This is a genomic window from Arcticibacter sp. (genome assembly GCF_053551015.1).
The window spans coordinates 119,391-143,943 of sequence record NZ_JBMQOB010000003.1; the positions used below are offsets into that span (position 1 = coordinate 119,391).

Annotated in this window: 21 protein-coding genes; 14 read left to right on the forward strand and 7 right to left on the reverse strand. The window is 46.5% G+C overall.

What is annotated here, in order from left to right; all coding sequences use genetic code 11:
- Nucleotides 1-102 precede the first annotated feature (102 nt).
- From ACO1NU_RS00945 to ACO1NU_RS00960, 4 genes are all read left to right on the forward strand, one after another.
- Nucleotides 103-1,707 carry a M23 family metallopeptidase gene (locus ACO1NU_RS00945; protein WP_448816568.1) on the forward strand — a complete coding sequence of 535 codons (1,605 nt, stop codon included), beginning with the start codon at nucleotides 103-105 and terminating at the stop codon, nucleotides 1,705-1,707.
- A gap of 4 nt (nucleotides 1,708-1,711) precedes the next feature.
- Complete coding sequence (gene bcp, locus ACO1NU_RS00950) at nucleotides 1,712-2,179, forward strand: thioredoxin-dependent thiol peroxidase (protein ID WP_448816569.1); 468 nt, start codon at nucleotides 1,712-1,714, stop codon at nucleotides 2,177-2,179.
- Between the two features lie 78 nt (nucleotides 2,180-2,257).
- Complete coding sequence (locus ACO1NU_RS00955) at nucleotides 2,258-3,103, forward strand: transketolase (protein WP_448816570.1); 846 nt, start codon at nucleotides 2,258-2,260, stop codon at nucleotides 3,101-3,103.
- A gap of 21 nt (nucleotides 3,104-3,124) precedes the next feature.
- A complete protein-coding gene (locus tag ACO1NU_RS00960) occupies nucleotides 3,125-4,084 on the forward strand; it encodes a transketolase family protein (RefSeq protein WP_448816571.1) in 960 nt (319 codons plus the stop codon).
- Between the two features lie 98 nt (nucleotides 4,085-4,182).
- Here the strand turns inward: ACO1NU_RS00960 and ispG are convergent, their stop codons facing one another.
- Entirely contained in the window at nucleotides 4,183-6,183 is a 2,001-nt protein-coding gene (gene ispG, locus ACO1NU_RS00965) for a (E)-4-hydroxy-3-methylbut-2-enyl-diphosphate synthase (RefSeq protein WP_448816572.1), read from the reverse strand.
- Nucleotides 6,184-6,330: 147 nt separating this feature from the next.
- Between ispG and ACO1NU_RS00970 the strand changes: the two genes are divergently transcribed.
- From ACO1NU_RS00970 to ACO1NU_RS00985, 4 genes are all read left to right on the forward strand, one after another.
- Nucleotides 6,331-6,747, forward strand: coding sequence for a MerC domain-containing protein (locus tag ACO1NU_RS00970; protein ID WP_448816573.1), 417 nt, complete (start codon nucleotides 6,331-6,333; stop codon nucleotides 6,745-6,747).
- Nucleotides 6,748-6,828: 81 nt separating this feature from the next.
- Complete coding sequence (locus ACO1NU_RS00975) at nucleotides 6,829-7,455, forward strand: ABC transporter ATP-binding protein (RefSeq protein ID WP_448816574.1); 627 nt, start codon at nucleotides 6,829-6,831, stop codon at nucleotides 7,453-7,455.
- Entirely contained in the window at nucleotides 7,455-8,732 is a 1,278-nt protein-coding gene (locus tag ACO1NU_RS00980) for an ABC transporter permease (protein ID WP_448816575.1), read from the forward strand. Before ACO1NU_RS00975 ends, ACO1NU_RS00980 begins: the two co-directional genes overlap by 1 nt.
- Nucleotides 8,733-9,038: 306 nt before the next feature.
- Complete coding sequence (locus ACO1NU_RS00985; protein WP_448816576.1) at nucleotides 9,039-9,467, forward strand: Fur family transcriptional regulator; 429 nt, start codon at nucleotides 9,039-9,041, stop codon at nucleotides 9,465-9,467.
- Here the strand turns inward: ACO1NU_RS00985 and ACO1NU_RS00990 are convergent.
- From ACO1NU_RS00990 to ACO1NU_RS01000, 3 genes are read right to left on the reverse strand one after another with little or no spacing between them, the layout of a single operon-like run.
- Complete coding sequence (locus ACO1NU_RS00990) at nucleotides 9,459-10,067, reverse strand: RDD family protein (RefSeq protein WP_448816577.1); 609 nt, start codon at nucleotides 10,065-10,067, stop codon at nucleotides 9,459-9,461. The genes ACO1NU_RS00985 and ACO1NU_RS00990 overlap by 9 nt on opposite strands.
- A 1-nt stretch (nucleotide 10,068) precedes the next feature.
- Nucleotides 10,069-11,001: a LiaI-LiaF-like domain-containing protein gene (locus ACO1NU_RS00995; protein ID WP_448816578.1), complete on the reverse strand. Its 933-nt coding sequence runs from the start codon at nucleotides 10,999-11,001 to the stop codon at nucleotides 10,069-10,071.
- A gap of 6 nt (nucleotides 11,002-11,007) precedes the next feature.
- Nucleotides 11,008-11,502 (reverse strand): PspC domain-containing protein, encoded by a 495-nt coding sequence (locus tag ACO1NU_RS01000; protein WP_448816579.1) that lies wholly within the window; start codon nucleotides 11,500-11,502, stop codon nucleotides 11,008-11,010.
- A 255-nt stretch (nucleotides 11,503-11,757) separates the two neighbouring features.
- Here ACO1NU_RS01000 and ACO1NU_RS01005 point away from each other — a divergent pair, with 255 nt between their 5' ends.
- The 5 genes from ACO1NU_RS01005 (at nucleotide 11,758) to msrA (ending at nucleotide 15,958) form a co-directional block, all read left to right on the forward strand.
- Entirely contained in the window at nucleotides 11,758-12,489 is a 732-nt protein-coding gene (locus ACO1NU_RS01005) for an MlaE family ABC transporter permease (protein WP_448816580.1), read from the forward strand.
- Nucleotides 12,486-13,238 carry an ABC transporter ATP-binding protein gene (locus ACO1NU_RS01010; RefSeq protein ID WP_448816581.1) on the forward strand — a complete coding sequence of 251 codons (753 nt, stop codon included), beginning with the start codon at nucleotides 12,486-12,488 and terminating at the stop codon, nucleotides 13,236-13,238. Before ACO1NU_RS01005 ends, ACO1NU_RS01010 begins: the two co-directional genes overlap by 4 nt.
- Before the next feature lie 126 nt (nucleotides 13,239-13,364).
- Complete coding sequence (locus tag ACO1NU_RS01015) at nucleotides 13,365-14,252, forward strand: class I SAM-dependent methyltransferase (RefSeq protein WP_448816582.1); 888 nt, start codon at nucleotides 13,365-13,367, stop codon at nucleotides 14,250-14,252.
- A gap of 68 nt (nucleotides 14,253-14,320) precedes the next feature.
- Nucleotides 14,321-15,364: a hypothetical protein gene (locus ACO1NU_RS01020; protein WP_448816583.1), complete on the forward strand. Its 1,044-nt coding sequence runs from the start codon at nucleotides 14,321-14,323 to the stop codon at nucleotides 15,362-15,364.
- Between the two features lie 48 nt (nucleotides 15,365-15,412).
- On the forward strand, nucleotides 15,413-15,958 hold the full coding sequence (gene msrA, locus ACO1NU_RS01025) for a peptide-methionine (S)-S-oxide reductase MsrA (RefSeq protein ID WP_448816584.1): 546 nt from the start codon (nucleotides 15,413-15,415) through the stop codon (nucleotides 15,956-15,958).
- A 48-nt stretch (nucleotides 15,959-16,006) separates the two neighbouring features.
- On the opposite strand, the gene ACO1NU_RS01030 is transcribed toward msrA, so the two are convergent.
- Together ACO1NU_RS01030 and ACO1NU_RS01035 are read right to left on the reverse strand one after the other, a co-directional pair.
- Nucleotides 16,007-18,742 (reverse strand): DNA gyrase/topoisomerase IV subunit A, encoded by a 2,736-nt coding sequence (locus ACO1NU_RS01030; RefSeq protein ID WP_448816585.1) that lies wholly within the window; start codon nucleotides 18,740-18,742, stop codon nucleotides 16,007-16,009.
- 134 nt (nucleotides 18,743-18,876) lie between these two features.
- Complete coding sequence (locus ACO1NU_RS01035) at nucleotides 18,877-21,438, reverse strand: ATP-dependent Clp protease ATP-binding subunit (protein ID WP_448816586.1); 2,562 nt, start codon at nucleotides 21,436-21,438, stop codon at nucleotides 18,877-18,879.
- Between the two features lie 187 nt (nucleotides 21,439-21,625).
- Here ACO1NU_RS01035 and ettA point away from each other — a divergent pair, with 187 nt between their 5' ends.
- A complete protein-coding gene (gene ettA / locus ACO1NU_RS01040; RefSeq protein ID WP_448816587.1) occupies nucleotides 21,626-23,308 on the forward strand; it encodes an energy-dependent translational throttle protein EttA in 1,683 nt (560 codons plus the stop codon).
- A 39-nt stretch (nucleotides 23,309-23,347) separates the two neighbouring features.
- On the opposite strand, the gene ACO1NU_RS01045 is transcribed toward ettA, so the two are convergent.
- A complete protein-coding gene (locus ACO1NU_RS01045; RefSeq protein ID WP_448816588.1) occupies nucleotides 23,348-24,409 on the reverse strand; it encodes a metallophosphoesterase in 1,062 nt (353 codons plus the stop codon).
- Between the last annotated feature and the right edge of the window lie 144 nt (nucleotides 24,410-24,553).

A 24,553-nucleotide genomic window follows, 5' to 3' on the forward strand; every position in this document is an offset into this window, starting at 1 on the left:
ACACACAGGAGAAAAATAGTATTTGGATTTCTTTCTATCATTCTATCGGTTCCGTGTTTAGCACAAACACCGACAACCCTCTATCCGAAGACGGATTTCAGGATGCCATTAGACCTCGCCCCCTCCCTATCGGGATCGTTCGGCGAGATCAGGCCCAATCACTTTCATTCAGGTTCTGACTTCCGCACAAACCAGCGCGAAGGCTATCCGGTATATGCTGTCTCCGATGGATACGTATCGAGGTTACGGGTGCAGGTTGGTGGATTCGGAAACGCCGTTTATCTGAGGCACCCAAATGGCTATACGACTGTGTATGCACACTTGCAGCGTTTCAATCCACAGATGGAAAGGACGCTTCTTGCTCATCAGTACCGTACAAAAACGTATGGTGTAGACATCCCTCTGATGCCGATCGAGATACCGGTTAAAAAAGGCGACATCATTGCCTGGTCTGGAAATACAGGCGGGTCGGCAGGGCCACACCTGCATTTTGAGGTGCGGGACAGCAAAACGGAGGAGACAGTGAATCCTGAACTCTTCGGCATTCATGTTCCTGATAATATCCGGCCAACCATCGCCGGCCTTTATATGTACAGGCTTAATGGAAGGCCCTTTGATGAAAATTCGGTCCGACAGTACTTTTCGCTCGTTAAAAATGGCAGCCGCTATACGCTGAACAAAACGCCGGTAATCAACTTCAGCGGTGATATAGGATTTGGAATCAGTGCATATGACATTCAGGCTGCAGGGAATAAGAACGGGGTTTACTCCGTAGAGCTGCAGATGGACGGGCAGACTATCTACCTGTCGGAGATGGAGCGCTTTGCATTTGAAAACAGCCGTGCTGTGAACTCGCACATGGATTACCCCTTCCGGATGAAATCAGGCACGACCGTGATCAAGGGCTTTGTGGAACCCGGTAATCCGCTGCGGATATACAAAACCCTGGTGAACAACGGCATCATCAATGTGACCGATGACGGCATCCACGACATGAAATATATTGTGAAAGATGTTTCAGGTAATACCAGTACGCTGGACTTTCGCATCCAGTACAATGCAAAGTCGGTGATCAAAGGAGATGAACCGAAATCAGTACAACTGTTTCGATACAACCAGGAGAATACTTACTCTACCCCCAGGATGAGTATCCGGATTCCAAAAGGCGTGTTATACAACGACCTGAATTTCCGCTATACAGAAGGATCAAAATCCGTCTATTCCTCGGTCCATCAGGTACACAGCCCACTCATTCCCTTGCATAGCAATTATGAATTATCGATCAAAGCAGACTCTTCTATGCCGGCACGTCTTCGAAACTTCGCAGTAATCGTGGATGCCAGGGGCATTTATCAGGGCGGGACCTTTGAGAATGGATTCGTGAAAGCCAATCCAAGGGTATTCGGCAATTTCCGCATTACGGTAGACACGGTGGCTCCTGTGATTACGTCGCTGAATCTGAAAAATGGAATGTCTGTAGCAGACTTGTCTAAGTTCAGCTTCAAAATCTCGGATAATTTGTCGGGAATCCGTAGCTTTAATGCTACTATTGACGGGCAGTGGGTCTTAATGGAATACGACCCTAAACGCGCCCTGACCTGGCATACGCTTGACAAGTCGCTGGCAAAAGGGAAGCATCATTTCCAATATGTGGTGATTGACATGAAAGGTAACTCGAAGACATTTAACGCAACGTTTTATAAATAAGATTATGGCAGAATTGAAAGAGGGCGATGCAGCTCCACAGTTTACAGCAAAAGATCAGCATGGTAACTCCGTGTCACTAAGCGATTTCGCCGGCAAGACAGTCATCTTGTATTTTTACCCAAAAGATGATACCCCCGGCTGTACGGCAGAGGCCTGCAATTTCCGGGATAACTACCACCGGCTGCAACAGGAAGGTTATGTTGTGTTGGGTGTCAGCACGGACGATGAAAAGTCGCACAAGAAATTTTCCACCAAGTATGAACTGCCTTTTACTCTGCTTTCGGATGACGATAAACAGATTGTTGAAGCATACGGTGTTTGGGTGGAGAAGAATATGTACGGAAAGAAGTCAATGGGAACAGCACGCAAGACATTTGTGATATCAGCGGATCAAACTATCAGCAAGATTATCAACAAAGTAAACAGCGCAGATGCGTCACAACAGGTTCTGGATCTGATTAGTGAGAGTTAACATTTAATCCTCTTTTTTAACGATCTGATACATAATATCTGATACGTAATTCCTATTTTAGGCGCTTTCAAAATAGATATGAAAGCAGATATTGAAAAACTAACCGGCATTGCTACTCAAGTCCGTCGGGATATTGTTAGAATGGTACATCAGTGCCAATCAGGCCATCCTGGCGGTTCATTAGGTTGCACCGACTACTTCGTTGCTCTTTATTTCCATGTATTGAAGCACAATCCTGACTTCAATATGGATGGCAAAGGAGAAGACCTATTCTTCTTATCAAACGGACACATTTCACCAGTTTGGTACAGTGTACTTGCACGTTCAGGATACTTTGATCCTGCAGAACTTGCTACCTTCCGTAAAATAAATTCACGTGTTCAGGGTCACCCTGCAACTCACGAGCACCTTCCGGGAATTCGTGTAGCTTCAGGTTCTCTGGGTCAGGGACTCTCAGTAGCGATTGGAGCTGCTCTTGCTAAAAAGCTTAACAATGATGACACCCTGGTTTATACGCTCCATGGCGACGGCGAACTTCAGGAAGGTCAGATCTGGGAAGCTGCATTGTTTGCTCCTCACAACAAAGTGGATAACCTGATCTCTGCAATTGACGTAAATGGTCAGCAGATTGACGGACCTACTGATAAAGTTCTTTCACTTGGCAACTTACGCGCGAAGTGGGAAGCTTTCGGCTGGGATGTTTTAGAGACGAACGGTAACGATATGACTGAGCTGATCTCTACTCTTGAGTTAGCGAAGAGCAGAGCCTTCCAGGGTAAACCGATCATGATCCTGATGCACACCAATATGGGTCACGGTGTTGATTTCATGATGGGCTCTCATAAATGGCATGGTGTTGCCCCTAATGATGAGCAGCTGGCTCAGGCACTTGCACAACTTGGAGATTCTACCAACGACTACTAGTCATATATTAGAGATACTGAAATGAAGAAATATACTTTTACAGATAAAAAAGATACACGTTCTGGTTTTGGTGCCGGACTTTTAGAAGCTGGTAAGAAAAACCCTAATGTTGTTGCCTTATGTGCGGATCTAGTGGGATCTCTCAAGATGGAAGCTTTCATCAAAGAATTCCCTGAGCGCTTTGTTCAGGTGGGTATTTCAGAAGCCAACATGATGGGTATGGCGGCTGGTCTGACCATCGGAGGAAAGATTCCTTTCACTGGTACATTTGCGAACTTCTCTACAGGTCGCGTTTATGACCAAATTCGTCAGTCTATCGCGTACTCGGATAAAAATGTTAAAATCTGTGCATCTCACGCTGGTTTAACACTGGGTGAAGATGGTGCTACTCACCAGATTCTGGAGGATATCGGCATGATGAAAATGCTTCCTGGTATGACCGTTATCAATCCTTGCGATTATAACCAAACCAAGGCTGCTACTGAAGCTATAGCTGAGTATGAGGGTCCTGTTTATTTAAGATTTGGCCGCCCGGTTATTCCTGTGTTTACTGATCCTGATCAGAAGTTCGAAATTGGCAAAGCATGGATGGTTAACGAAGGTGCAGATGTTAGTATTTTTGCTACCGGACATTTGGTATGGGAAGCGATCTTAGCAGGAGAAAAACTGGCTGAGATGGGCATCGATGCTGAGATCATCAATATCCACACCATTAAACCGCTTGATGAAGAGGCTGTACTGAAGTCTGTTGAAAAAACAGGCTGTGTAGTTACTGCTGAAGAACACAACCGTTTGGGTGGATTAGGCGATAGCATTGCTCAATTGCTTGCGCAGAACAACCCTACTCCTCAGGAGTATGTTGCGGTGAACGATTCTTTCGGAGAAAGTGGTAAGCCTGCTGAACTGATGGCTAAGTACGGACTGGATGCAGATGCAATTGTAGCTGCTGTTCAGAAAGTAATTGCAAGAAAGAAAAAATAATCACTTAGTTCTGCGGCTGCTCTGCTGCCCGGGATAAGGATATAAAAAAGGCTGCCAGGATAATTCCAGGCAGCCTTTTTCTTGTTTATACAGGTAGCCTACTCTGGCTGGTCGATCCAGATACCGTCTGCTTTGATAATTTCTATTAACTCGTCGAGGGCATTTTCCTTGTTCACGCTCTTCTTTACTACTTCTTTTCCCCGGTATAATGTAATCTTACCAGGGCCCATTCCTACATAGCCATAGTCAGCATCTGCCATTTCTCCGGGGCCGTTAACGATACATCCCATAATGCCGATCTTCACTCCTTTCAGGTGACTTGTACGGCTGCGAATCATCTGCGTGGTTTCCTGCAGGTCGAATAGCGTACGCCCGCAGCTCGGACAGGAAATATACTCCGTTTTCGAGATCCTGGAGCGGGTTGCCTGAAGGATACCGAAGGCTGTGCTCACAATGACTTTAGGAGACACCTGATCAGACTCCAGCCATATACCGTCGCCAAAGCCATCAATTAACAGAGCTCCAAGATCCGTAGACGCATATAGCTGGAAGTCTGATTCCAGCTTACTCATCTCCTCTGTTGAGTCGAAAGAAGACAGGTATGAACGTTTTGTAATAACAGGCGTCCTGATATTCAGGTTCTCCAGACCAAAGAAGAATTGCCGCTGATCTGCCATTCCGTGTTGCTGATCTGTCACAAGGACAAATACCAGTGTATTATCTTCGGAAATCAGCTTCAGCACTTCAGGACTTAGGGCCAGATCTTTGTAGCTCACATATACCAGGTTGAGCGCGGCATCGCGCTGTGAAGCTTGCTGATATTCTTCCAGCGTATATAGAGGATGACAGTTTTTCTTCTGTGCAAGCGTGATCCAGGTGGTATAGTTATACAGCTGCTTTAAATTGCCCGGCATGGTAAAAGATGGAAGTTTATCTGCCAGATAAACAAAGTCAACAGACTGCTCGGCCATATTGTACTTGTCGAGCAGAGGCGAATACAGATAGCCGGCTGCCTGCAGAACCTGCGGATCCATGAGGCTCTGTTGCGACAGATCCAGAATGACGCGGGGAACCTGATGACCACCGATAAAGGTATTCAGTTCTTCTGATTGACGTTTGTTGTACTCATAAGGACTGAAACCGATTGGCGCAATGGATACTGGCAGCTCTGAGGAGCTCTGCACAGTTCCTTTCTTGTACCTGTTAGCAAGAGCGATGGCAACAGGCGCTTCCAGCTCAGGATCTTCAGTTAGAGAGACACGGATCGTATCGCCCAGACCATCTTCAAGCAAAGTACCGATTCCTACAGATGATTTGATCCGGCCATCTTCGCCATCACCAGCCTCAGTTACTCCGAGGTGGAGCGGATAGTTCATACCCTCTTTGGTCATGGTCTCTACGAGAAGCCTGTATGCCTGAACCATTACCTGAGGGTTGCTGGCCTTCATGGAGATAACGAGGTTGTAATAGTTGAGACTTTCGCACATCCTCATAAACTCCATAGCGGATTCAACCATCCCTCGTGGAGTGTCGCCATAATAGCTCATGATGCGGTCAGACAAAGAGCCGTGATTGGTACCGATGCGCATGGCCGTTCCATATTCTTTGCAGACTTTTACAAGCGGTGCGAATTTCTTATAAATACGCTCCAGCTCTTCCTGGTATTGGGAAGCAGTATATTCAAGCTGATCGAAACGTTTCTTGTCTGCATAGTTTCCGGGGTTAATTCGTACTTTCTCTACGATTCTAGCGGCAGCCTCGGCTGCATTAGGCGTAAAATGGATATCAGCAACAAGAGGAACGTTATAGCCGCGATTGCGAAGTTCTTTCTTGATCTCGGCAAGATTGTTAGCTTCCTTAATGCTCGGCGCAGTAATGCGAACGTACTCACAGCCGGCGTCAACCATGCGAATGGTTTGCTCCACAGTACCCAGGGTATCCATCGTGTCGGTGGTGGTCATACTCTGGATCCTGATGGGATTGTCCCCTCCCATAGGTATGTCACCGATCGATACTTCCCGTGTAATGAACCTCGAATAAGAGGTTTGCGAGTTACAATAGAGGCCGTTAAGTAAAATCTTGCTTTCTGTAGAATTCATATAAGTAAAATCACACAAAAGTAATGAATTATCTTCTTGTATGCAGCCCAATTAAGATACCATGAGATCTCGCTGACTTAGGTATAATTTGTGTAAAGAACTTATGCAACAATATTGCATTATGCTTATTATTTATACATTTGCGACATGGGAACAGAAACGCTTACGAACAGACTTGACCGGATCGGGATGACAGCTTCCACTTTTTGCGCCATCCATTGTGCCGTCGTTCCATTTGCGTTATCTACATTACCGCTTTGGGGACTTGGCTTCCTGGCGGAAGAGTGGGTCGAACTGAGCATGATCGGTGTGGCACTCGTAATAGGTGTCTGGTCTTTAGGTCTTTCCTGGAGGAAGCACAGGAAGGCTGCAGCGCTGATAATTTTCATCTTTGGGCTGGGCTTTATCGCTTCAGGGCATGCATTTGGACATGGGAGTACAGAACATCTTTTCCTTCCGGCAGGAGGATTGCTTATGGCGTTGGCCCATTATCTCAACTGGCGATTTACACTGGGCCTCCTGAGAGATCTGAATTCTGAAAAGAACAGCAATATTACGAGCTAAGTGACTAAAAGTGCATATTTGTTGCTATATTAACAATATGCATGGCTTTCGTCTGCATTGAACGAAAATAATCAATACGTAATGATCATCGCTCAATCTGTTTCGCACTCCTATTCTCCGGACCATACCCTCTCCTTCAAAGACTGGCACATTTCAGAAACAGAACAATGGTTGCTTCTGGGTGATTCGGGCAGCGGCAAGACGACACTTATCAATATCATATCCGGTTTACTTAAGCCCACAGGAGGAAAAGTGATTATCAAAGAAACTGACCTCTATCTACTGAAGGATAAGGATCGGGATCATTTCCGGGGGCAACATATCGGCATCATCTTCCAAAAGCCACATCTGATAAAGAGCCTGACCGTGATGGAGAACTTATTCATTGCGCAAAGCTTTGCCCTTCTGAAGGAAGACAAACCAAGGGTTGAGGAGGTACTCAATTCACTGGGTATAGTACACAAGAAAAATGCGTATCCTTCCGAGTTGAGTTACGGCCAGTTGCAGCGTGTCTCAATAGCGCGGGCAGTTATCAACAAACCCACACTGCTGATCGCAGATGAACCTACGTCAAGCCTTGACGATCGTAACGCGGGGACTGTTATCCAGCTATTGGCTGAGCAATCCCGCATAAATGGCTCCACACTCGTAGTTTCGACGCACGACCAACGGGTAAAAGACAGTTTTGACAAGAAGTATATACTATAATGAGTCCTTTAAAGATTAGCTGTAAAAGCCTGGCATCGAACCCGATGACCTCTTTGCTGAACATTCTGCTTATTGCCTTCGGGACCGGAATTTTGACTATTTTATTGTTGGCTTCCAATCAGATCAGCAATAAGCTGGAAAGCAACTCAAAAGATATAGATCTCGTAGTAGGAGCTAAAGGAAGTCCGCTTCAATTGATCCTAAGCAGTATCTTCTACGTTGATTTTCCTACGGGTAATGTGCCGCTGAAGGATGCTAATGCGCTAGCCAGTCATCCCATGGTCAAGAGAGCAGTACCTTTGGCACTAGGCGACAGCTATAACGGATTTAGAATTGTAGGAACGGATACCAGTTTCATCAACCTGTATTCCCTGCAACTGGAAAGCGGAAAGTTCTGGAACGGAAATTTTAGCGTAACGATCGGCTCCGAGGTTGCAAGAGCCCTGAATATAAAAGTAGGAGATACCTTTCACGGCGCTCACGGCCTCACCTCCGGTGGTGATACGCATGCTGAACATGCGTATGTAGTAGCCGGGGTTCTAAAAAAACAACAAAACGTATCCGACAACCTGATCCTGACCGACATTCCCAGTATCTGGAATATGCACGGGTCAGAGGAAGCACACAGCGATGAAGCCCATCATGATGAGGGTGACCATGATCATACCGCCCATGAAATGACAGGCAGGCGCCCCGGTACCCAGCGGGAACTGGTTGCTGGAGAGCACGCCGACGATAAGGAAATCACATCATTGCTCATTCAGTACCATTCTCCGATGGCAGTAGTGATGTTCCCCCGCCTGGTGAACCAGTCGACGAATATGCAGGCTGCCTCTCCTGCTCTGGAGACGGCGAGATTATTTTCCCTTATCGGTGTTGGTGTGGATACCCTTCAATGGTTTGCTATCCTTATTATGCTCATTGCGGCAATCAGTGTCTTCGTCAGCCTCTTCAATTCGCTCAAGGAAAGGAAATATGATATCGCTGTGATGCGCGTCATGGGTGCATCAAGATACAGGATCTTCCTTATTGTTATTCTTGAGGGAGTGATCCTGAGCCTACTCGGAGCCATAATCGGCATTGCTATCGGACATATCGTCCTTCATCTGATAGGCAGCTTTCAGGAGACCAGTCAAGCGAGGTTATCGGGAATGATCTTCATCTATAAGGAGGCGTATATTATGTTGGCAGGACTAATTATTGGAATTATCGCCTCGATACTACCGGCAATTCAGGCGTATCGACAAGACATCGCAGCCATTTTATCAAGAGGATAAGGGTGGAGCTATCCAGAAAACAGGCTTTTCGTTACTTGCGCGACTTAGGCGCTTTATACCTGGCGATCATGAATACAGGCGCCTCACTCCTATCAGGCCGAATCTCGATACGTTGACCCGATGAATTAGCTCTTATGCTCATCGAAATCGCGGTAATTATTGATCATGACGATCTTGATGAGGTCTGCGGCTGAACCTTCGGGGGATGGTCAGGACGGAAGAAATGTGTACACCTCCTAAGTGAAACTCGAAGCCTAGGAATAGAAGGAAAATATTTGGTAATTTTACATCGAAGGAAAACCAACCATGCAGGGAAAATTCGATCAGTTACTGGAAAAACATAAGTTGAAAAAGACGGCCCCACGGTTCAGTGTACTCGAGGTGCTATCTAGCAGGGATGTAGCCACTTCGCAGCCTAATCTGGAAGAAATTCTGGGGAAGGAAGTTGACCGGGTTACCCTCTACCGTATACTGAAGACCTTCGAAGAAAAGGGAATTATCCATAAAATCATCGATACAAACGGGACGGCGAATTACGCAGTATGCCACTCTTCCTGTACAGAACATCAACACCGGGATGAGCACCTGCACTTCAACTGTACCGTGTGCAAAAAGGTGTATTGCTTAAACGATGTTCATATTCCCGCGTTCAATTTACCTGAGGGCTTTGAAGCCAGCACCATTAATCTGGTAGCCAGCGGAGTTTGTCAGGCCTGCAAGACCCAGCTACAATAAGCGATCTTTCACAACAAGCGTTTTAGCCAGGCGATCGTGCCAGCATTGTTGTTTCCTGTTGAAAAATCCAGCTATATAACCTATTCCCAGGCTGAGGGTGGACAACAGCTTGTAAACATTTCGCAGAAAACTCTGCGACAGGCTGATTTTCCCCGCGTCTTCCCGGATCACCTTTATTCCAAGAAGCGACTTTCCGAACGTTCCTCTCCTGTTTGAGGCCTCCATGAAGACATTCATCAGAAACTTGGCAAAAGGGATTACCGGCAGAAAGCTAAGCGTTATAGCCACCTTCAGGTATTGCGTCTCGACAAACGACACAACAGTAAGCACAATGACGAGATAGAATGTAAGTATGATGCCATAATCGATCAATGCAGCTAACAAACGTACGTCAGGAGAAGCAAAATATTGGGCCTCTGCTTTCGTTAGCTGGAATCCGAGCAACTCGCACAGCTCCGGAATTTCATGCGCCTCTTTGTAGTCACTCATTCCGCCTTTCTTTACGAACGTGTCTTCAGTGAGATTCATGCTCTTCATCTCCGTGAGACTAAACGGCCCCTGCGGCTTACCCTGGATTACAACAATGTAGGCATCTTCCATGCTAATACCTTTCGACCCTGAATTTTGACAATCCCCCTTCCAGGTTGATCATGATCTTCTGTTGCGCAGAAGTAAAATTGGTTGTTTGATACACGTTTTCGGATACTTTTTTGAATCCTGCAAAGTCATGGGAAGAGAGACCTGACTCCGTTTTAATTTCACAGCCAGCAGATTCAGGAACTGCAATCGTGATCTTGGAAACGCCAGATTCCACATCTACTGTAGTGCTTTTGTTCAAACTCCCGAGCTTAATATCAAATTTGGCAACTCCACCTTCGAGCTTAATCTTGCGGATCTTGTAATGAGTGAGGTCAAAGTTAGACTTCCCTGCTCCTGTCTCGAGGTTGATATCCCATATCGGCTCGGGATTCAGGGTCATGCGCACTTCGTTGGAGGCTGATTTATTCATGTCCCACTCAGTTTTTCCAGTCATCTTGAAGTCGACTGTTTCAGTACTATCTGTAGAGAATTTGAAAAGTGAATAGTTCCCGACCTTCTTTTTCACCTTAGCTGTAAAGAGCTCAGAAGAGGTGTCCCTGAGGATGAAATGCGTCGCTCCGCCTTCAATGTTTAAGGTAGCATTCCGGGTGCCTGCTATAAAGGGCTCCCTGAAAAAATTTGTTTTCTGAGTATCCGCCGATGAATCAGAGGCGTCATCATCTGCCGTCCAACTGCTTGCGTCCTCACCTTGATCATTAATACCTTTATAGCCTATAAATCCAAGCAGAACAATCGTGATTAATACAGTAACCATTCCTCCCGCAACGGAGCGCGAGCTGGCAAAGAGCATATTTACACCGATTAAAATAAATATCGCAGGCCAGAACCGCCAGATGACGGACCATTCGAAGTTAATAACGTTGAAGTTCTCAAGAAGCAGGAGGCCGCCCAGAAAGAGTAATACAATACCCCAGATAATTCGTTCAGTTTTCATATATCCTTAAACTAGAGGCTGATCGCCCGGCTGATCATTCGATTTAAAAGTTTCATTCTTTCGGGTAGAACGTCTGCCCGGATTTGCCAAAAATACAACACCAATGATAATGAATACAAGTGGCCATAATTTGCTCAGGTCGAACCAATCCGGCACAAAGCCAAATTCTTCAAACAGGAAGTATATTCCGAGTGCAACGAAGACCATTCCCAGTACAGGGGTAGCCTTCGACTTTGGCTTGGTACGCGGCAATCCCGGATCGCTGTCCAGAGGGGCCTGCTCGTCAACTCTATAGTCGGTATGGAAGGTTTGAAAATAAGGCTTTGCAGGAACCACAATCCAAAGTATCAAATACACTAACACACCAGAGAGACCCATTATTACCATCAGTAAAAAAATCAGTCTGATCCAGATAACATCTATTTCGAAATACTCGGCGAGTCCTGCGGCCACACCGGCCAGCACTTTGTTACTTTCGTCCCGCTGCAATTTCTTTTCCATATTCGTCAGTCTTTACGTTTATCTATTAGAGTGAGGGACGGAAAATTTGTTACAGCGTAACTACTATAATTCCAAAACTCCAGGCTGATCAACAACCCTGAAGGCCATTAAAGCCTTCGCCACCACCCCGTCGCAATTATTTAAAACATCAATTAGAAGTGCGTGTTGTAGCATAAGCCGAAAATGCAGCGGGAAGCATGCCGCAAATTGCTACATTAGCTGGTATATTGAACTAAATAAATACACTAACACTATATGTTCACAGACTTCGGAAGATATATCCTTCTCCTTAAAGCCGTATTCAAGCGTCCAGAACAATGGAAGATCTACTGGAAAAACATATTTCACGAGATGGTTTATATCGGGGTTAACTCTATTTACCTCATCGGCATCATCTCTATCTTCGTTGGTGCCGTTATGACTCTCCAAATCGCTTTCCAGCTTCAGAGCGACCTGATCCCAAAAACTATTATCGGATCCGTAAACCGTGACTCTGCCATTCTCGAACTTAGCCCAACGATCAGTGCCCTGGTGCTGGCAGGCAAGATCGGATCGGCTATTTCCTCAGAAATCGGAACAATGAGAGTTACCGAACAAATCGACGCACTCGAAATCATGGGGATAAACACGCCCGGATATCTCATTATGCCCAAGATTATTGCCGGTGTAACCATGATCCCCCTGTTGGTGATCATTTCTATTGCATTGAACATCATCGGAGGATATATTGGAGGGACATTCTCAGGAGCGATCACTGGAGCTGACTACTACCGGGGTATCACAGAAGGTTTTAATCCATATACCATCGTAGTGTCTCTGGTAAAAGCATTTGTTTTCGGTTTTATCATCACCTCCGTTTCTGCATATCAGGGCTTCTACGTTAAAGGAAGTGCGCTGGAAGTTGGCCGTGCCAGCACCAGCACAGTTGTAATCAGCTGTATTTCCATCCTGTGTGCAGATTATGTGATTACTGATTTGTTATTATGATTGAGATAAAGGACATCCACAAGTCATTCGGCGACAACTACGTACTTAAAGGAATATCAGGAAAGTTCAACGATGGCCGCAATAACCTGATCATCGGGGGTTCCGGCTCCGGAAAAACCACCCTGCTCAAGTGTATGGTAGGCTTGCATGAACCAGACGAAGGCTCCGTTCTTTATGACGGACGCGACTTTACGCGCCTATCCAATCAGGAACGTATCGAAATCCGAAAAGAAATAGGAATGCTCTTCCAGAATTCTGCCTTGTTCGATTCCATGACGGTAGAAGAGAACATCATGTTTCCGCTGAATATGTTTACTTCTCAAACGAGGGAAGAAAAGCTTGAACGGGTAAACTTCTGCCTGAGTCGCGTAAACCTGGAAGACAAAAACCAACTCTATCCATCAGAACTCTCCGGAGGGATGAAAAAGCGTGTGGGTATCGCCCGGGCCATATCCATGCAGCCCAAGTATCTTTTCGTGGATGAGCCTAACTCCGGACTGGATCCTCTTACGTCCATTGTTATCGATGAACTCATCAATGAAATTACCGAAGAATATAACATGACAACGGTCGTTGTAACTCACGATATGAACTCGGTAATGGGCATTGGCGAACACATCCTGTTTCTTGCGGACGGGCGAAAAGAGTGGGAAGGATCCAATAAAGAGATCGCTCATACCGATAATCCCAAGGTCAACGACTTCGTCTTTGCCAGCAAATTTGCGCAATCAGCGAAAGATAAGCTTTGAGTCGCCCTCCTTGGAGCAGTACAGGCTGGTTATGAAAGGAGCAGTCGCGATGATGTGCTGATTATAAGTTTAGGTATGCCACCGATAATTAGTAATTTCGCGGAATAAATATTCCCAAACATCAGCATGATCTCATTACTTACGCCTGCGCACTGGAAAGATTACGAACTTATTGACTGCGGAGACTTCGAAAAACTAGAAAGATTCGGCAACATAGTCCTTATTCGTCCCGAGCCACAGGCCGTTTGGTCAAAACAACTTCCGGAATCCGAGTGGCAGAAAAGGCATGATATACGCTTCAAAGGGCGCTCAGCAACTTCCGGTGAGTGGGTCAGAAAGAACACCAAAGCTCCCGACCGCTGGCATATCACTTACAAAAACACAGACATTGAGATTAAATTCCGGCTGGGCCTGACATCATTCAAGCATGTCGGTATATTCCCAGAGCAGGCTGTAAACTGGGATTACATTTCAGAAACTATTAGAAAATTCAGTACTCCACAACCTAAGGTCTTGAACCTTTTTGCCTATACGGGCGGTGCTTCTTTAGCAGCACGGGCAGCAGGTGCCGATATCACCCACGTAGATTCCATCAAGCAGGTGGTTACCTGGGCGAACGAGAACCAGGAGATATCTGGACTGAAAGACATCCGTTGGGTAGTTGAAGACGCCCTCAAGTTTGTTAAACGCGAGATTAAGAGAGGCCGGAAATATAACGGCATCATCCTCGACCCGCCTGCATACGGTCATGGCCCTAACGGAGAGAAATGGAAGCTCGAAGATCATATCCTGGAGATGATGAAAGACGTAGCTAACCTGCTTGACGAAGAAGAGCACTTCATGATCCTCAATACCTACTCGCTGGGCTTCTCCTCTGTGATAGTCGAAAACCTGATCAGAGACGTCGTAAAAAAACCTGCTAACCTCGAGACAGGAGAGCTCTATCTGCAGGCAACTGCCGGAAGCAAGCTTCCTCTCGGCGTTTTTGGTAAACTTCGTCAGTTCAAGGGCTAAGCTAAACCCGGGCCGGCTGTTTTAATTGAAATCTTTTGAGTAATTTGGTGAAATTTATTATTTATCTAATGATCAAGAGGTACTCCGTTTTACTACTACTTACAACAGGAATTTTCACACTGGGATGCAGTGAAACTAAAAGCAACGGCAACAATAAACAGTCGGCCACCAAATCAACAACCGAAGCAACATCAGAAGAAACAGCTGAAGCAGCACCTACCAGCTCTTCACTCGATACGGCAGCTTACAACCGGAAGAATAAAGAGCTTGCCAATGGCGATACATCAGGATACTGGCCGGTTAAGAACCAACCCTATCCGGTTGACGGAGCCATTCTTCCATTCAAACGTGTGATTGCCTACTATGGCAACCTCTATTCAAAAAGAATGGGTGCTCTCGGTGAATATGCACCGAAAGAAATGCTTTCACGCCTGAATGCAGAAGTTAAAAAATGGGAAAAAGCAGATCCAAAGACACCTGTACAACCGGCATTACACTATATTGCCGTTGTTGCGCAGGGAGATCCAGGTAAAGATGGAAAGCACCGCTTCCGCATGCCTGAAAAACATATAGACTCCGTTATCAACATGGCGAAGTCGATCAATGCCATTGTATTCCTTGATATTCAGGTGTCCCTGAGCACGATTCGTGAAGAGCTGCCTCTGTTCGAAAAATATTTAAAGCTACCCAATGTACATTTAGGTATCGACCCTGAGTTCTCTATGAAGGCCGGTGCGAAGCCGGGTTCAAGGATCGGAACCTACGATGCCGCAGATATTAACTATTGCTCTGACTATTTGGCCAAACTGGTAAAAGCAGACAAGCTACCTCCAAAAATTCTGGTTGTGCACCGCTTTACACGTAAGATGGTCACTAATACACAGAACATCAAACTTCGTCCCGAAGTACAAGTTGTTATGCACATGGATGGATGGGGAGAGCCTGAACTTAAGAAAGGCACTTATCGTCACTTCATCTTCCCAGAACCTGTTCAGTTTACCGGCTTTAAGTTGTTCTATAAGAATGACCTGAAAAAAGCACCTAACAGACTGATGACTCCTGAAGAGCTGCTGAAGCTGAAACCACAGCCTGTTTACATTCAGTACCAATAAAGATACAAAGGTTTTAAACCTTGTAAGATCAGAACTGTTTAAACTATTATGGCACTAGAACAAGCAACATTTGGCGCCGGGTGTTTTTGGTGTACCGAGGCGGTGTTCCAGGGACTTAAAGGCGTAAGTACATGCACTTCCGGCTACATGGGAGGGCATACTGACAATCCCACATATAACGATATTTGCGGGGGGGATACTGGTCACGCTGAAGTGATACAGGTAGACTTTGATCCTGAACAGATCAGCTATGAAGAGCTTCTGCTGATCTTCTTCAAGACGCATAACCCAACCACGCTGAACCGTCAGGGAAATGATGTAGGCACGCAGTACCGCTCCGTGATATTCTATCACACGCAGGAGCAGAAAAGAGCAGCTGAAAATATGATGGATCAGCTTACCAAACAGAATGTATTTGACAGGCCTATCGTCACTGAGGTAGTTCCCGTATCTGAATTCTATAAAGCTGAAGATTACCATCAGAACTTTTTCGCAACGAACCCTTCCAAGGCATACTGCGTATTCGTAATACAGCCGAAGCTGGATAAGTTCACAAAAGAGTTCAAGGAGAAACTAAAAGAACAGTCCTCCTAGCAAAAAAAGCAAAAAGCCGGTGTCTAACGAAACCGGCTTTTTTTGTTATCAGAACAGTCCCAGCTGTCCCTTATCATCTATATCGTCGGGATTGGTAATCTCCAGCTTGATGTCCTTTGCACCCTTCTTCGTGTCATCTGCTTTCGGCTCGCCGTCTTCCACAGCATCCTCATCCGGGCTATGCTGCGCAACTTCTTTCTCCGCAGCATCGTCAATCTTCTCTGCCTTGATTACCTCCTGAAGCGTCGTATCCGGCACAGGGTCCGGAACATCCTCCTCATCATCGTGCTCCGCAATCAGTTGGATATCCTTAATGTCGTAAGGTGAAAGCTTATTTCCCTGAGCTTTCATCCCCTTCACATCGATCACGTCAGCGAGGTTTACTTCAAGATGCTCAGAAGTCTGACTCTTTCCTTTCAGCACTTCCAGCGTAACGACAGGCTGTGCAGCTCCCGAAATAAGACGAAGCTTCGATCCCGGCTCTTCGCTGATGATGCTAACGGTCTTACCAACCGAAATATCATCAAACGTGAATCGCTTCACATAATAGTTCTTCGATTTTCCATCATAATGTACAACCGTATAAACTTTATCTGCATCATATTTTTCAATCAGCAGCATTTTATCGTCAAAGTGATTCGTCAGGTCAAATGAGCTTAATTCATACACACCCGATGCCATAACCGTCAGGATCTTATCCGGACCGTCAAACTCACCGAGATATTGCCCTCTTCCATCAACATTCAGTCGTTTCAGAATATCGTCATACCAAATCTTACGACCAGAGAGTGTTGATATCCCCTTCGATTTCAATAAGACTTTCTTGATCGGGTATCGGGTCACAATATTCCCCATAGAACTGCGGCCCTTTATAGCGATATCCGCGAAGTTAACCTCCAACTGTAACTTCTTCAGTTTGGAATGTGGCCGCAGCTGAATAGTAACCACCTCCGCTTCTCCATTTGGATTTGCGGTGAAATAAAGCATCTTCGAGCCCTTCGTGCCTTTTGTCAGATCGTACTCTTTGTCGCGCGTCACACCCAGCACCGCAAAGCGCTTGATGTAAGACGTACCCGATTCGCCATCCTTGTAAATCATGTTGTATATCGTACGCTCATCCCCTTTTTTGAAAACGGCTACATGCACGATACCTTTACCAACAAACACTTTATCCTGAACTTTAGTCACCAGGAAGCCGCCCGCCTCTCTGAACACGATGATCTCATCCAGATCAGAACAGTCGCACACAAATTCATCCTTTTTCAAACCGGTACCGATGAAGCCATCTTCCTTGTTCACATACAGCTTCACGTTCGCCAGAGCAACCTGCGCAGCCTCCACACGATCGAAAGTCCGCAGCTCCGTTTTCCGCTCCCTTCCCTTACCATACTTCTCCCTGATTCGTTCAAACCAGGCAATCGCATAGTCCGTCAGATGCTTCAGGTGGTGGTTCACTTCCTTGATGCCTGCGTTTAACGTCTTCAGTTGCTCGTCGGCCTTCTTCACGTCAAAACGCGTAATGCTGCTCATCGGCTTATCGATCAGTCGCTTGTAATCATCCGGCAGGATCTCCCGGTAAAACTGCGGGAAGAAAGGTTCGAAAAGTTCGTTCAATACCTGAACAACTCCTTCGAAGGTCCCTGAGTTCTCATATTTAGGATGCTTGTACATCCCCTCCTGAATAAAGATCTTCAGCAGTGATCCAAAAAATATCTTCTCCTTCAGTTCCAGCAAGCGGATTTCAAGCTCCCGCTTCAAAAGATTCTTTGTGTTCTCCGTATTCTCAATCAGTATATCGTTTACACTGAGGAAATGGGGTTTATCGTCACGTATAACACAGGTATTCGGCGATATAGAAACTTCGCAGTCTGTAAAAGCATAAAGTGCATCAATGGTCACATCGGGAGAAATACCCGGCGCCAGCTGCACAATGATCTCTACGTTCTGCGCAGTGTTATCTTCAATACGCTTGATCTTGATCTTGCCCTTATCGTTGGCAGATATGATGCTGTCGATCAGGCTACCCGTAGTCGTCGTAAACGGAATTTCGGTAATCGCCAGTGTCTTCTTGTCACGCTCCTCTATTTTAGCGCGGACGCGGACCTTGCCACCACGCTGCCCCTCATTATAGTTGGAGCAGTCGGCCATACCCGCAGTCGGAAAGTCAGGCATCAGATCAGGCCGCTGACCCTTCAGAACCCCTATGGAGGCATCTATCAGCTCAATAAAATTATGCGGAAGGATCTTTGTTGCCAGACCCACGGCAATACCTTCGGCTCCCTGCGCAAGCAAGAGCGGAAACTTCACCGGAAGGGTAATAGGCTCCTGATTTCGTCCATCATAGCTCGCCTGCCACTCTGTGGTATCCGGATTAAAGAGAACCTCGTTGGCAAACTTGGAGAGCCGGCCCTCGATATACCGGGGGGCAGCAGCAGAGTCTCCCGTCATCGGATCGCCCCAGTTACCCTGCATGTCAATCAGCAGGTTCTTCTGGCCGATCTGCACCATGGCGTCCCCAATCGAGGCGTCACCATGCGGGTGGTACTTCATCGTATTTCCGATCACGTTAGCCGCCTTATTGAAGCGGCCATCATCCATTTCCTTAAGTGAATGCATGATCCGCCTTTGAACAGGCTTCAATCCGTCATTTATATGCGGTACAGCGCGGTCTAGAATAACATAGGATGCGTAGTCAAGAAACCAATTTTCATACAAGCCGTTAATGAGTGTAGCATTTTGTAACTTATCTTCATTCTCATTCGTGTTAATTGATTCGTCGCTCATTCTATTAATAAAGATCTCTGGAATGCCGTAAAGATAGCAGTTTTAAATGAAAGACCCAGCCCACAGCGGCCTGGCGAACCGCCTATAAACAAAAAAACCCGGCGCAGGCGCCGGGTTTTTTATACGTATTTGAACTACTCTTGCGTAGTATCCTTGTTGCCCTCAGGCAACTGCGGTTCTTTCTTCTTTTTCGAATGCTCAGCCTTCGGTGAGATCGTGATCGCGTCTGTTTCCTTGTTGTAGTCCACTTCCATAACCTGACCCTCTGCAAGCTCTCCCTTCAGAATTTCTTCTGCAATCGGATCTTCCAGATGCTTCTGGATGGCTCTTTTAAGCGGACGCGCACCAAACTGCGAGTCGTAACCTTTCTCGGAGATAAACTCCTTGGCTCCGTCAGTAAGAGCGATTTCAAATCCTAAAGAGTTGATTCTGGAGAATAGTGATGAAAGTTCAATATCAATGATCTTAAAGATGTTCTCTTTAGACAGTGAGTTAAACACAATCACATCATCAATACGGTTCAGGAACTCAGGCGCGAAAGCACGCTTCAGCGCGTTTTCAATCACTCCTCTGGAGTGCGTATCTGCCTGCGACGACTTGGCGGTTGTAGTGAAACCTACACCTTGTCCGAAGTCTTTCAGCTGCCTTGCACCGATATTCGATGTCATGATAATGATCGTATTACGGAAGTCCACCTTGCGGCCCAGACTGTCTGTTAACTGACCTTCATCAAGCACCTGTAGCAGGATGTTGAATACATCCGGATGTGCCTTCTCGATCTCGTCAAGCAACACAACCGAATATGGCTTGCGGCGAACTTTCTCCGTCAGCTGACCACCTTCTTCATAACCTACGTATCCCGGAGGCGCACCCACTAAACGGGATACCGCGAATTTCTCCATGTACTCACTCATGTCGATCTGAATCAGTGAATCTTCACTATCGAACATAAAGCGTGCAAGCTCCTTAGCTAATTCTGTTTTACCCACCCCGGTCGGACCGAGGAAGATGAATGAACCGATAGGCTTGCGTGGATCTTTCAATCCAGCTCTCGTACGCTGAATAGCCTTCGTCAGCTTTTTGATCGCGTCGTCCTGTCCGATGATCCTTCCGGCCATCAGCTCAGGCATTGCCAGTAATTTCTGACTGTCGGTCTGTCCCACACGTTGAACAGGAATACCTGTCATCATGGATACTACCTCAGCCACGTTATCTTCCGATACGGTATATCGCTTGGTTTTTGTTTCTGCCTCCCATGCAGTTTTTGCACGGTCAAGCTCCTCCAGTAAATGCTTTTCGGTATCACGAAGCTTCGCCGCTTCCTCATACTTCTGACTACGTACCACGCGGTTCTTTTCCAGCTTGATCTCTTCGATCTTCTGCTCAATATCGATGATATCCTGAGGCACATGAATATTAGTCAGGTGCACCCTTGAACCGGCTTCATCCAAAGCATCGATCGCCTTGTCCGGCAGGAACCGGTCTGTAATATATCTCGATGTCAGACTAACGCAGGCGTTGATCGCTTCCGGAGTATACGTTACACCGTGGTGCTCTTCGTATTTCTCCTTGATCCTGTTCAGGATTTCGATGGTCTCATCCGGAGTAGCCGGCTCAACCATTACCTTCTGGAAACGACGATCCAATGCGCCATCTTTCTCAATGTACTGACGGTACTCATCGAGTGTGGTTGCTCCCACACATTGAATTTCGCCACGCGCCAGTGCCGGTTTAAACATATTGGATGCGTCAAGCGAACCTGAAGCACCACCTGCACCAACAATTGTATGAATCTCGTCAATAAACAGGATCACGTCTGGCGACTTCTCCAGTTCATTCATGACAGCCTTCATGCGCTCTTCAAACTGACCACGGTACTTGGTACCCGCAACCAGAGATGCCAGATCCAGCGTAACCACACGTTTGTTAAACAACACACGCGAAACTTTACGCTGTACAATCCGCAGGGCAAGACCTTCTGCAATAGCAGACTTACCTACCCCTGGCTCCCCTATCAGAATAGGGTTGTTTTTCTTTCTACGTGATAAGATCTGCGAAACGCGTTCGATCTCTTTCTCTCTTCCAACGATCGGGTCGAGCTTTCCTTCTTCAGCGGCCTTAGTCAGGTCACGTCCAAAGTTATCAAGTACCGGTGTCTTGGATTTGATGTCTGATACCTTTTTAGGCTGACTGAAAGAAGATTCTTCCTCGCGGAAATCATCATCTCCCGCAGCAGAGCCAGAAGCCTCATCTCTGAAACCATCCCTGTTTTGCTCTACCTCTGCCTTAAATATATCGTAGTTGATGTTGTATTGCATCAGGATCTGCGAAGCGATATTATCATCATCGCGCAAAATTGACAGCAATAAATGCTCTGTACCAATCACATCACTCTTGAAGATTTTCGCCTCCAGGTAAGTAATCTTTAAAACTTTTTCAGCCTGCTTGGTTAAGGGAATGTTTCCCAGATTTGCAGTAGTGCCAGAAGTTCCTTTAACCGCATCCTCAATAGTTCTCCGCAAACGCGCAGTATCTACAGCGAGTGATTTCAAAACTTTTATAGCCATACCATCTCCCTCACGGATTAGCCCAAGCAACAAGTGCTCTGTACCGATGTAATCGTGCCCTAAGCGAAGAGCTTCCTCTCTGCTATACGAAATAACGTCTTTGACACGGGGTGAAAATTTAGCTTCCATTTAATAACCTTTCTACGTGTTGAACGTCCTAATGTATCAATTTGTTTCATCAATACAACCGACGTGTTTGTAATAATTTAATCAACAATTAAGCCAATTTTTTGAAATTGCCGGGGATACTTACAAGATAATAAAAAATTAGAGCAAAACACCCGGATTAACGATATTCGCAGATTATTAAGCAATAATGGCAGACGAAAAAATAATCTTTTCAATGGCTGGGGTGAATAAGATTTACCCTCCCCAAAAACAGGTTCTCAAGAATATATATTTGTCCTTTTTCTACGGCGCCAAGATCGGCGTAATAGGTCTGAACGGATCGGGAAAATCTTCCCTCCTGAAGATCATCGCGGGACTGGAGAAATCGTATCAGGGAGAGGTTGTATTCTCACCCGGTTACAGTGTAGGCTACCTGGCCCAGGAGCCTCAGCTTGATCCTGAAAAGACTGTGAAGGAAGTAGTAATGGAAGGTGTGTCCCAAATTACCGCAATCCTGAACGAATACGAAGAAATCAACGAGAAATTTGGCCTCCCTGAAGTCTATGAGGATGCCGATGCTATGGATAAACTGATGGCCCGTCAGGGTGAACTTCAGGATCAGATTGATGCACTGGGTGCATGGGAACTGGATTCTAAACTCGAGCGTGCGATGGATGCACTGCGAACTCCTGACCCTGAAGCAAAAATAGCCAATTTGTCAGGAGGTGAACGCAGACGTGTAGCACTTTGTCGCCTTTTACTCCAGGAACCGGATGTTCTCCTTCTGGATGAGCCTACTAACCACCTGGATGCTGAGTCGATCGACTGGCTGGAGCAACACCTGAAAAACTACAAAGGAACCGTCATCGCTGTAACGCACGACCGTTACTTCCTCGACAACGTTGCCGGCTGGATTCTCGAACTTGACCGTGGTGAAGGTATTCCATGGAAAGGAAATTACTCGTCATGGCTGGAGCAGAAATCCAAACGCCTGGCACAGGAGGAAAAAACCGAGAGCAAGCGTCAGAAGACCCTCGAAAGAGAGCTGGAGTGGGCAAGAATGGCTCCTAAAGCACGTCACGCAAAATCAAAAGCCCGTTTGGCCAATTATGAAAAACTGGCTTCTGAAGAATCAAGGGAGAAAGAAGAAAAGCTGGAGCTCTTTATTCCGCCGGGACCTCGCTTGGGTAACATCGTTATCGAAGCGCAGAATGTTAGTAAGGCTTATGGCGACAAAATTCTGTTCGATAACCTGAGCTTCTCCCTGCCGCCAGCAGGTATTGTAGGGATTATTGGACCAAATGGTGCAGGAAAAACTACGCTTTTCCGTCTCATTACAGGACAGGAGACTCCCGACAGCGGAACCTTCCGCGTAGGAGAAACTGTTGCTCTCGGATATGTCGACCAGATGCACAATGACCTGGATCCTGAAAAATCTGTTTGGGAGAACATCACCAACGGTCAGGAAACCATTTTATTGGGCAACCGCCCGGTCAACTCACGTGCTTACGTGTCGAAGTTCAACTTCAACGGAGCTGACCAGCAGAAAAAAGTCGGCGTTCTTTCCGGAGGAGAGCGTAACCGCGTGCACCTCTCTATCACCCTGAAGAAAGATTCCAACGTACTGCTGCTCGATGAGCCGACCAACGACATTGACGTGAACACGCTTCGCGCACTGGAAGAAGGTCTCGAAGGCTTCGCAGGATGTGCAGTAATCATCTCCCACGACAGATGGTTCCTGGATAGAATCTGTACACATATCCTGGCCTTTGAAGGCGACTCGCTGGTCTACTTCTTCGAAGGAAACTACAGCGACTATGAAGAAAACAGAAAGAAACGTCTCGGCGATACAGGTCCGAAACGTATCAAATACAAAAAGCTGACTGCTTAACAGCAAGAGGGCCGGTTGATCAACCGGCCCTCTTCTTTTTTATATGATCTGGCTTTCATAAAGCAGCCTGCCCTTCTCGAGCCGTCCGCTGGTATCCAAAGCCCAAGCGGTAAGATAAACGGAGCCGTCCGTCTCAAAGCGCATCTTGAAAAAGCCCTTACTTTTTTCCCCGAACCTCAGGTGCTTTCCGGACTGCACCACGTACTTCACCTTCGATCCCGAACCACTCACAATGAAGTGATTCTTATCTTTCCGGATATACTGGAGATTGTGCTCATGCCCCGCCGCATAGATCAGGTTGCTATACCTGGCCAGAATCTCCTTCAGCTTTCCGCGTAGTTTCCGGTATCGCGGATGCGCAATGTCTTCCCTTGCCCCCAGGAACCTCCGGTAAAGCGGAATCAGCGATCCCAGTCCAGGCAGCGGAATCCAGGCATCCTGATCGTAAATGGTCAGCGGGAAGATATGATGCTTCAGCTTGAACTTGCCACCGTGAATGGCATAACTGTACACGGGATGATGTCCAATGACCAGCAGATGCTTGCGGATATTGGCGTCCAGAATAGAAATCAGTCTCTCGAAAAAATCATCTTCCGAGGAAATACCGTCGTAGCACTCTGAATCAAGAGAGCGCACCCCGCGTTGCATCCACCACTGCGTATCGATGGCCACTACCGTAATATTATCGTTCAGATCGAATGTCTCCGGTCCCGGACACCCACCTTTCGGAAACAGTACCTTCTTACCAAAAAGCTTCTTCAGGTACTCATCCTGCCTCTCGATATACTCGAGACCATTATCCCTTCCCTTGTTCCAGTCGTGGTTGCCCGCGATAAATGCCACATCCCCATGATAGTCTTTTAATGCATCGAAATGGCGGTTCAGGACACCCTCAGCATTCTTTCTCAGAATATTTCCCTGAGGAGGCAGTCCGCGGGGATAAATATTATCCCCCAGGAAGATCACGGCAGAAGGCTGCTGAGGACTCAGGTGTGCATTTAACATCTGAAATACAGGATCAGGACGGGATAGCGAGATATCGCCCGTATCGCCGATCAGGATAATTTCGTAAGGGGTAGCAGAGGAGGTTTGAAGCAGCATGCTTTTGTAACAGTCATTACAGCCTATTTGTTGCGCTTAAAACGCATACAGCGCAGCCCCTTGATCCCAAACAAACATCAACAGAAACTTGCCGAAACCAAAAAAGGGCTTAGATTTGAAGAAAATATAAACCATACGTTGTAA

What these genes read in the sequence shown, in the direction of transcription:
- ACO1NU_RS00945 (WP_448816568.1), top strand. Translation starts at nt 103, where the DNA reads ATGCCATTAGACCTCGCCCCCTCCCTATCGGGATCGTTCGGCGAGATC.
- bcp (WP_448816569.1), top strand. Translation starts at nt 1,712, where the DNA reads ATGGCAGAATTGAAAGAGGGCGATGCAGCTCCACAGTTTACAGCAAAA.
- ACO1NU_RS00955 (WP_448816570.1), top strand. Translation starts at nt 2,258, where the DNA reads ATGAAAGCAGATATTGAAAAACTAACCGGCATTGCTACTCAAGTCCGT.
- ACO1NU_RS00960 (WP_448816571.1), top strand. Translation starts at nt 3,125, where the DNA reads ATGAAGAAATATACTTTTACAGATAAAAAAGATACACGTTCTGGTTTT.
- ispG (WP_448816572.1), bottom strand. Translation starts at nt 6,183, where the DNA reads ATGAATTCTACAGAAAGCAAGATTTTACTTAACGGCCTCTATTGTAAC.
- ACO1NU_RS00970 (WP_448816573.1), top strand. Translation starts at nt 6,331, where the DNA reads ATGGGAACAGAAACGCTTACGAACAGACTTGACCGGATCGGGATGACA.
- ACO1NU_RS00975 (WP_448816574.1), top strand. Translation starts at nt 6,829, where the DNA reads ATGATCATCGCTCAATCTGTTTCGCACTCCTATTCTCCGGACCATACC.
- ACO1NU_RS00980 (WP_448816575.1), top strand. Translation starts at nt 7,455, where the DNA reads ATGAGTCCTTTAAAGATTAGCTGTAAAAGCCTGGCATCGAACCCGATG.
- ACO1NU_RS00985 (WP_448816576.1), top strand. Translation starts at nt 9,039, where the DNA reads ATGCAGGGAAAATTCGATCAGTTACTGGAAAAACATAAGTTGAAAAAG.
- ACO1NU_RS00990 (WP_448816577.1), bottom strand. Translation starts at nt 10,067, where the DNA reads ATGGAAGATGCCTACATTGTTGTAATCCAGGGTAAGCCGCAGGGGCCG.
- ACO1NU_RS00995 (WP_448816578.1), bottom strand. Translation starts at nt 11,001, where the DNA reads ATGAAAACTGAACGAATTATCTGGGGTATTGTATTACTCTTTCTGGGC.
- ACO1NU_RS01000 (WP_448816579.1), bottom strand. Translation starts at nt 11,502, where the DNA reads ATGGAAAAGAAATTGCAGCGGGACGAAAGTAACAAAGTGCTGGCCGGT.
- ACO1NU_RS01005 (WP_448816580.1), top strand. Translation starts at nt 11,758, where the DNA reads ATGTTCACAGACTTCGGAAGATATATCCTTCTCCTTAAAGCCGTATTC.
- ACO1NU_RS01010 (WP_448816581.1), top strand. Translation starts at nt 12,486, where the DNA reads ATGATTGAGATAAAGGACATCCACAAGTCATTCGGCGACAACTACGTA.
- ACO1NU_RS01015 (WP_448816582.1), top strand. Translation starts at nt 13,365, where the DNA reads ATGATCTCATTACTTACGCCTGCGCACTGGAAAGATTACGAACTTATT.
- ACO1NU_RS01020 (WP_448816583.1), top strand. Translation starts at nt 14,321, where the DNA reads ATGATCAAGAGGTACTCCGTTTTACTACTACTTACAACAGGAATTTTC.
- msrA (WP_448816584.1), top strand. Translation starts at nt 15,413, where the DNA reads ATGGCACTAGAACAAGCAACATTTGGCGCCGGGTGTTTTTGGTGTACC.
- ACO1NU_RS01030 (WP_448816585.1), bottom strand. Translation starts at nt 18,742, where the DNA reads ATGAGCGACGAATCAATTAACACGAATGAGAATGAAGATAAGTTACAA.
- ACO1NU_RS01035 (WP_448816586.1), bottom strand. Translation starts at nt 21,438, where the DNA reads ATGGAAGCTAAATTTTCACCCCGTGTCAAAGACGTTATTTCGTATAGC.
- ettA (WP_448816587.1), top strand. Translation starts at nt 21,626, where the DNA reads ATGGCAGACGAAAAAATAATCTTTTCAATGGCTGGGGTGAATAAGATT.
- ACO1NU_RS01045 (WP_448816588.1), bottom strand. Translation starts at nt 24,409, where the DNA reads ATGCTGCTTCAAACCTCCTCTGCTACCCCTTACGAAATTATCCTGATC.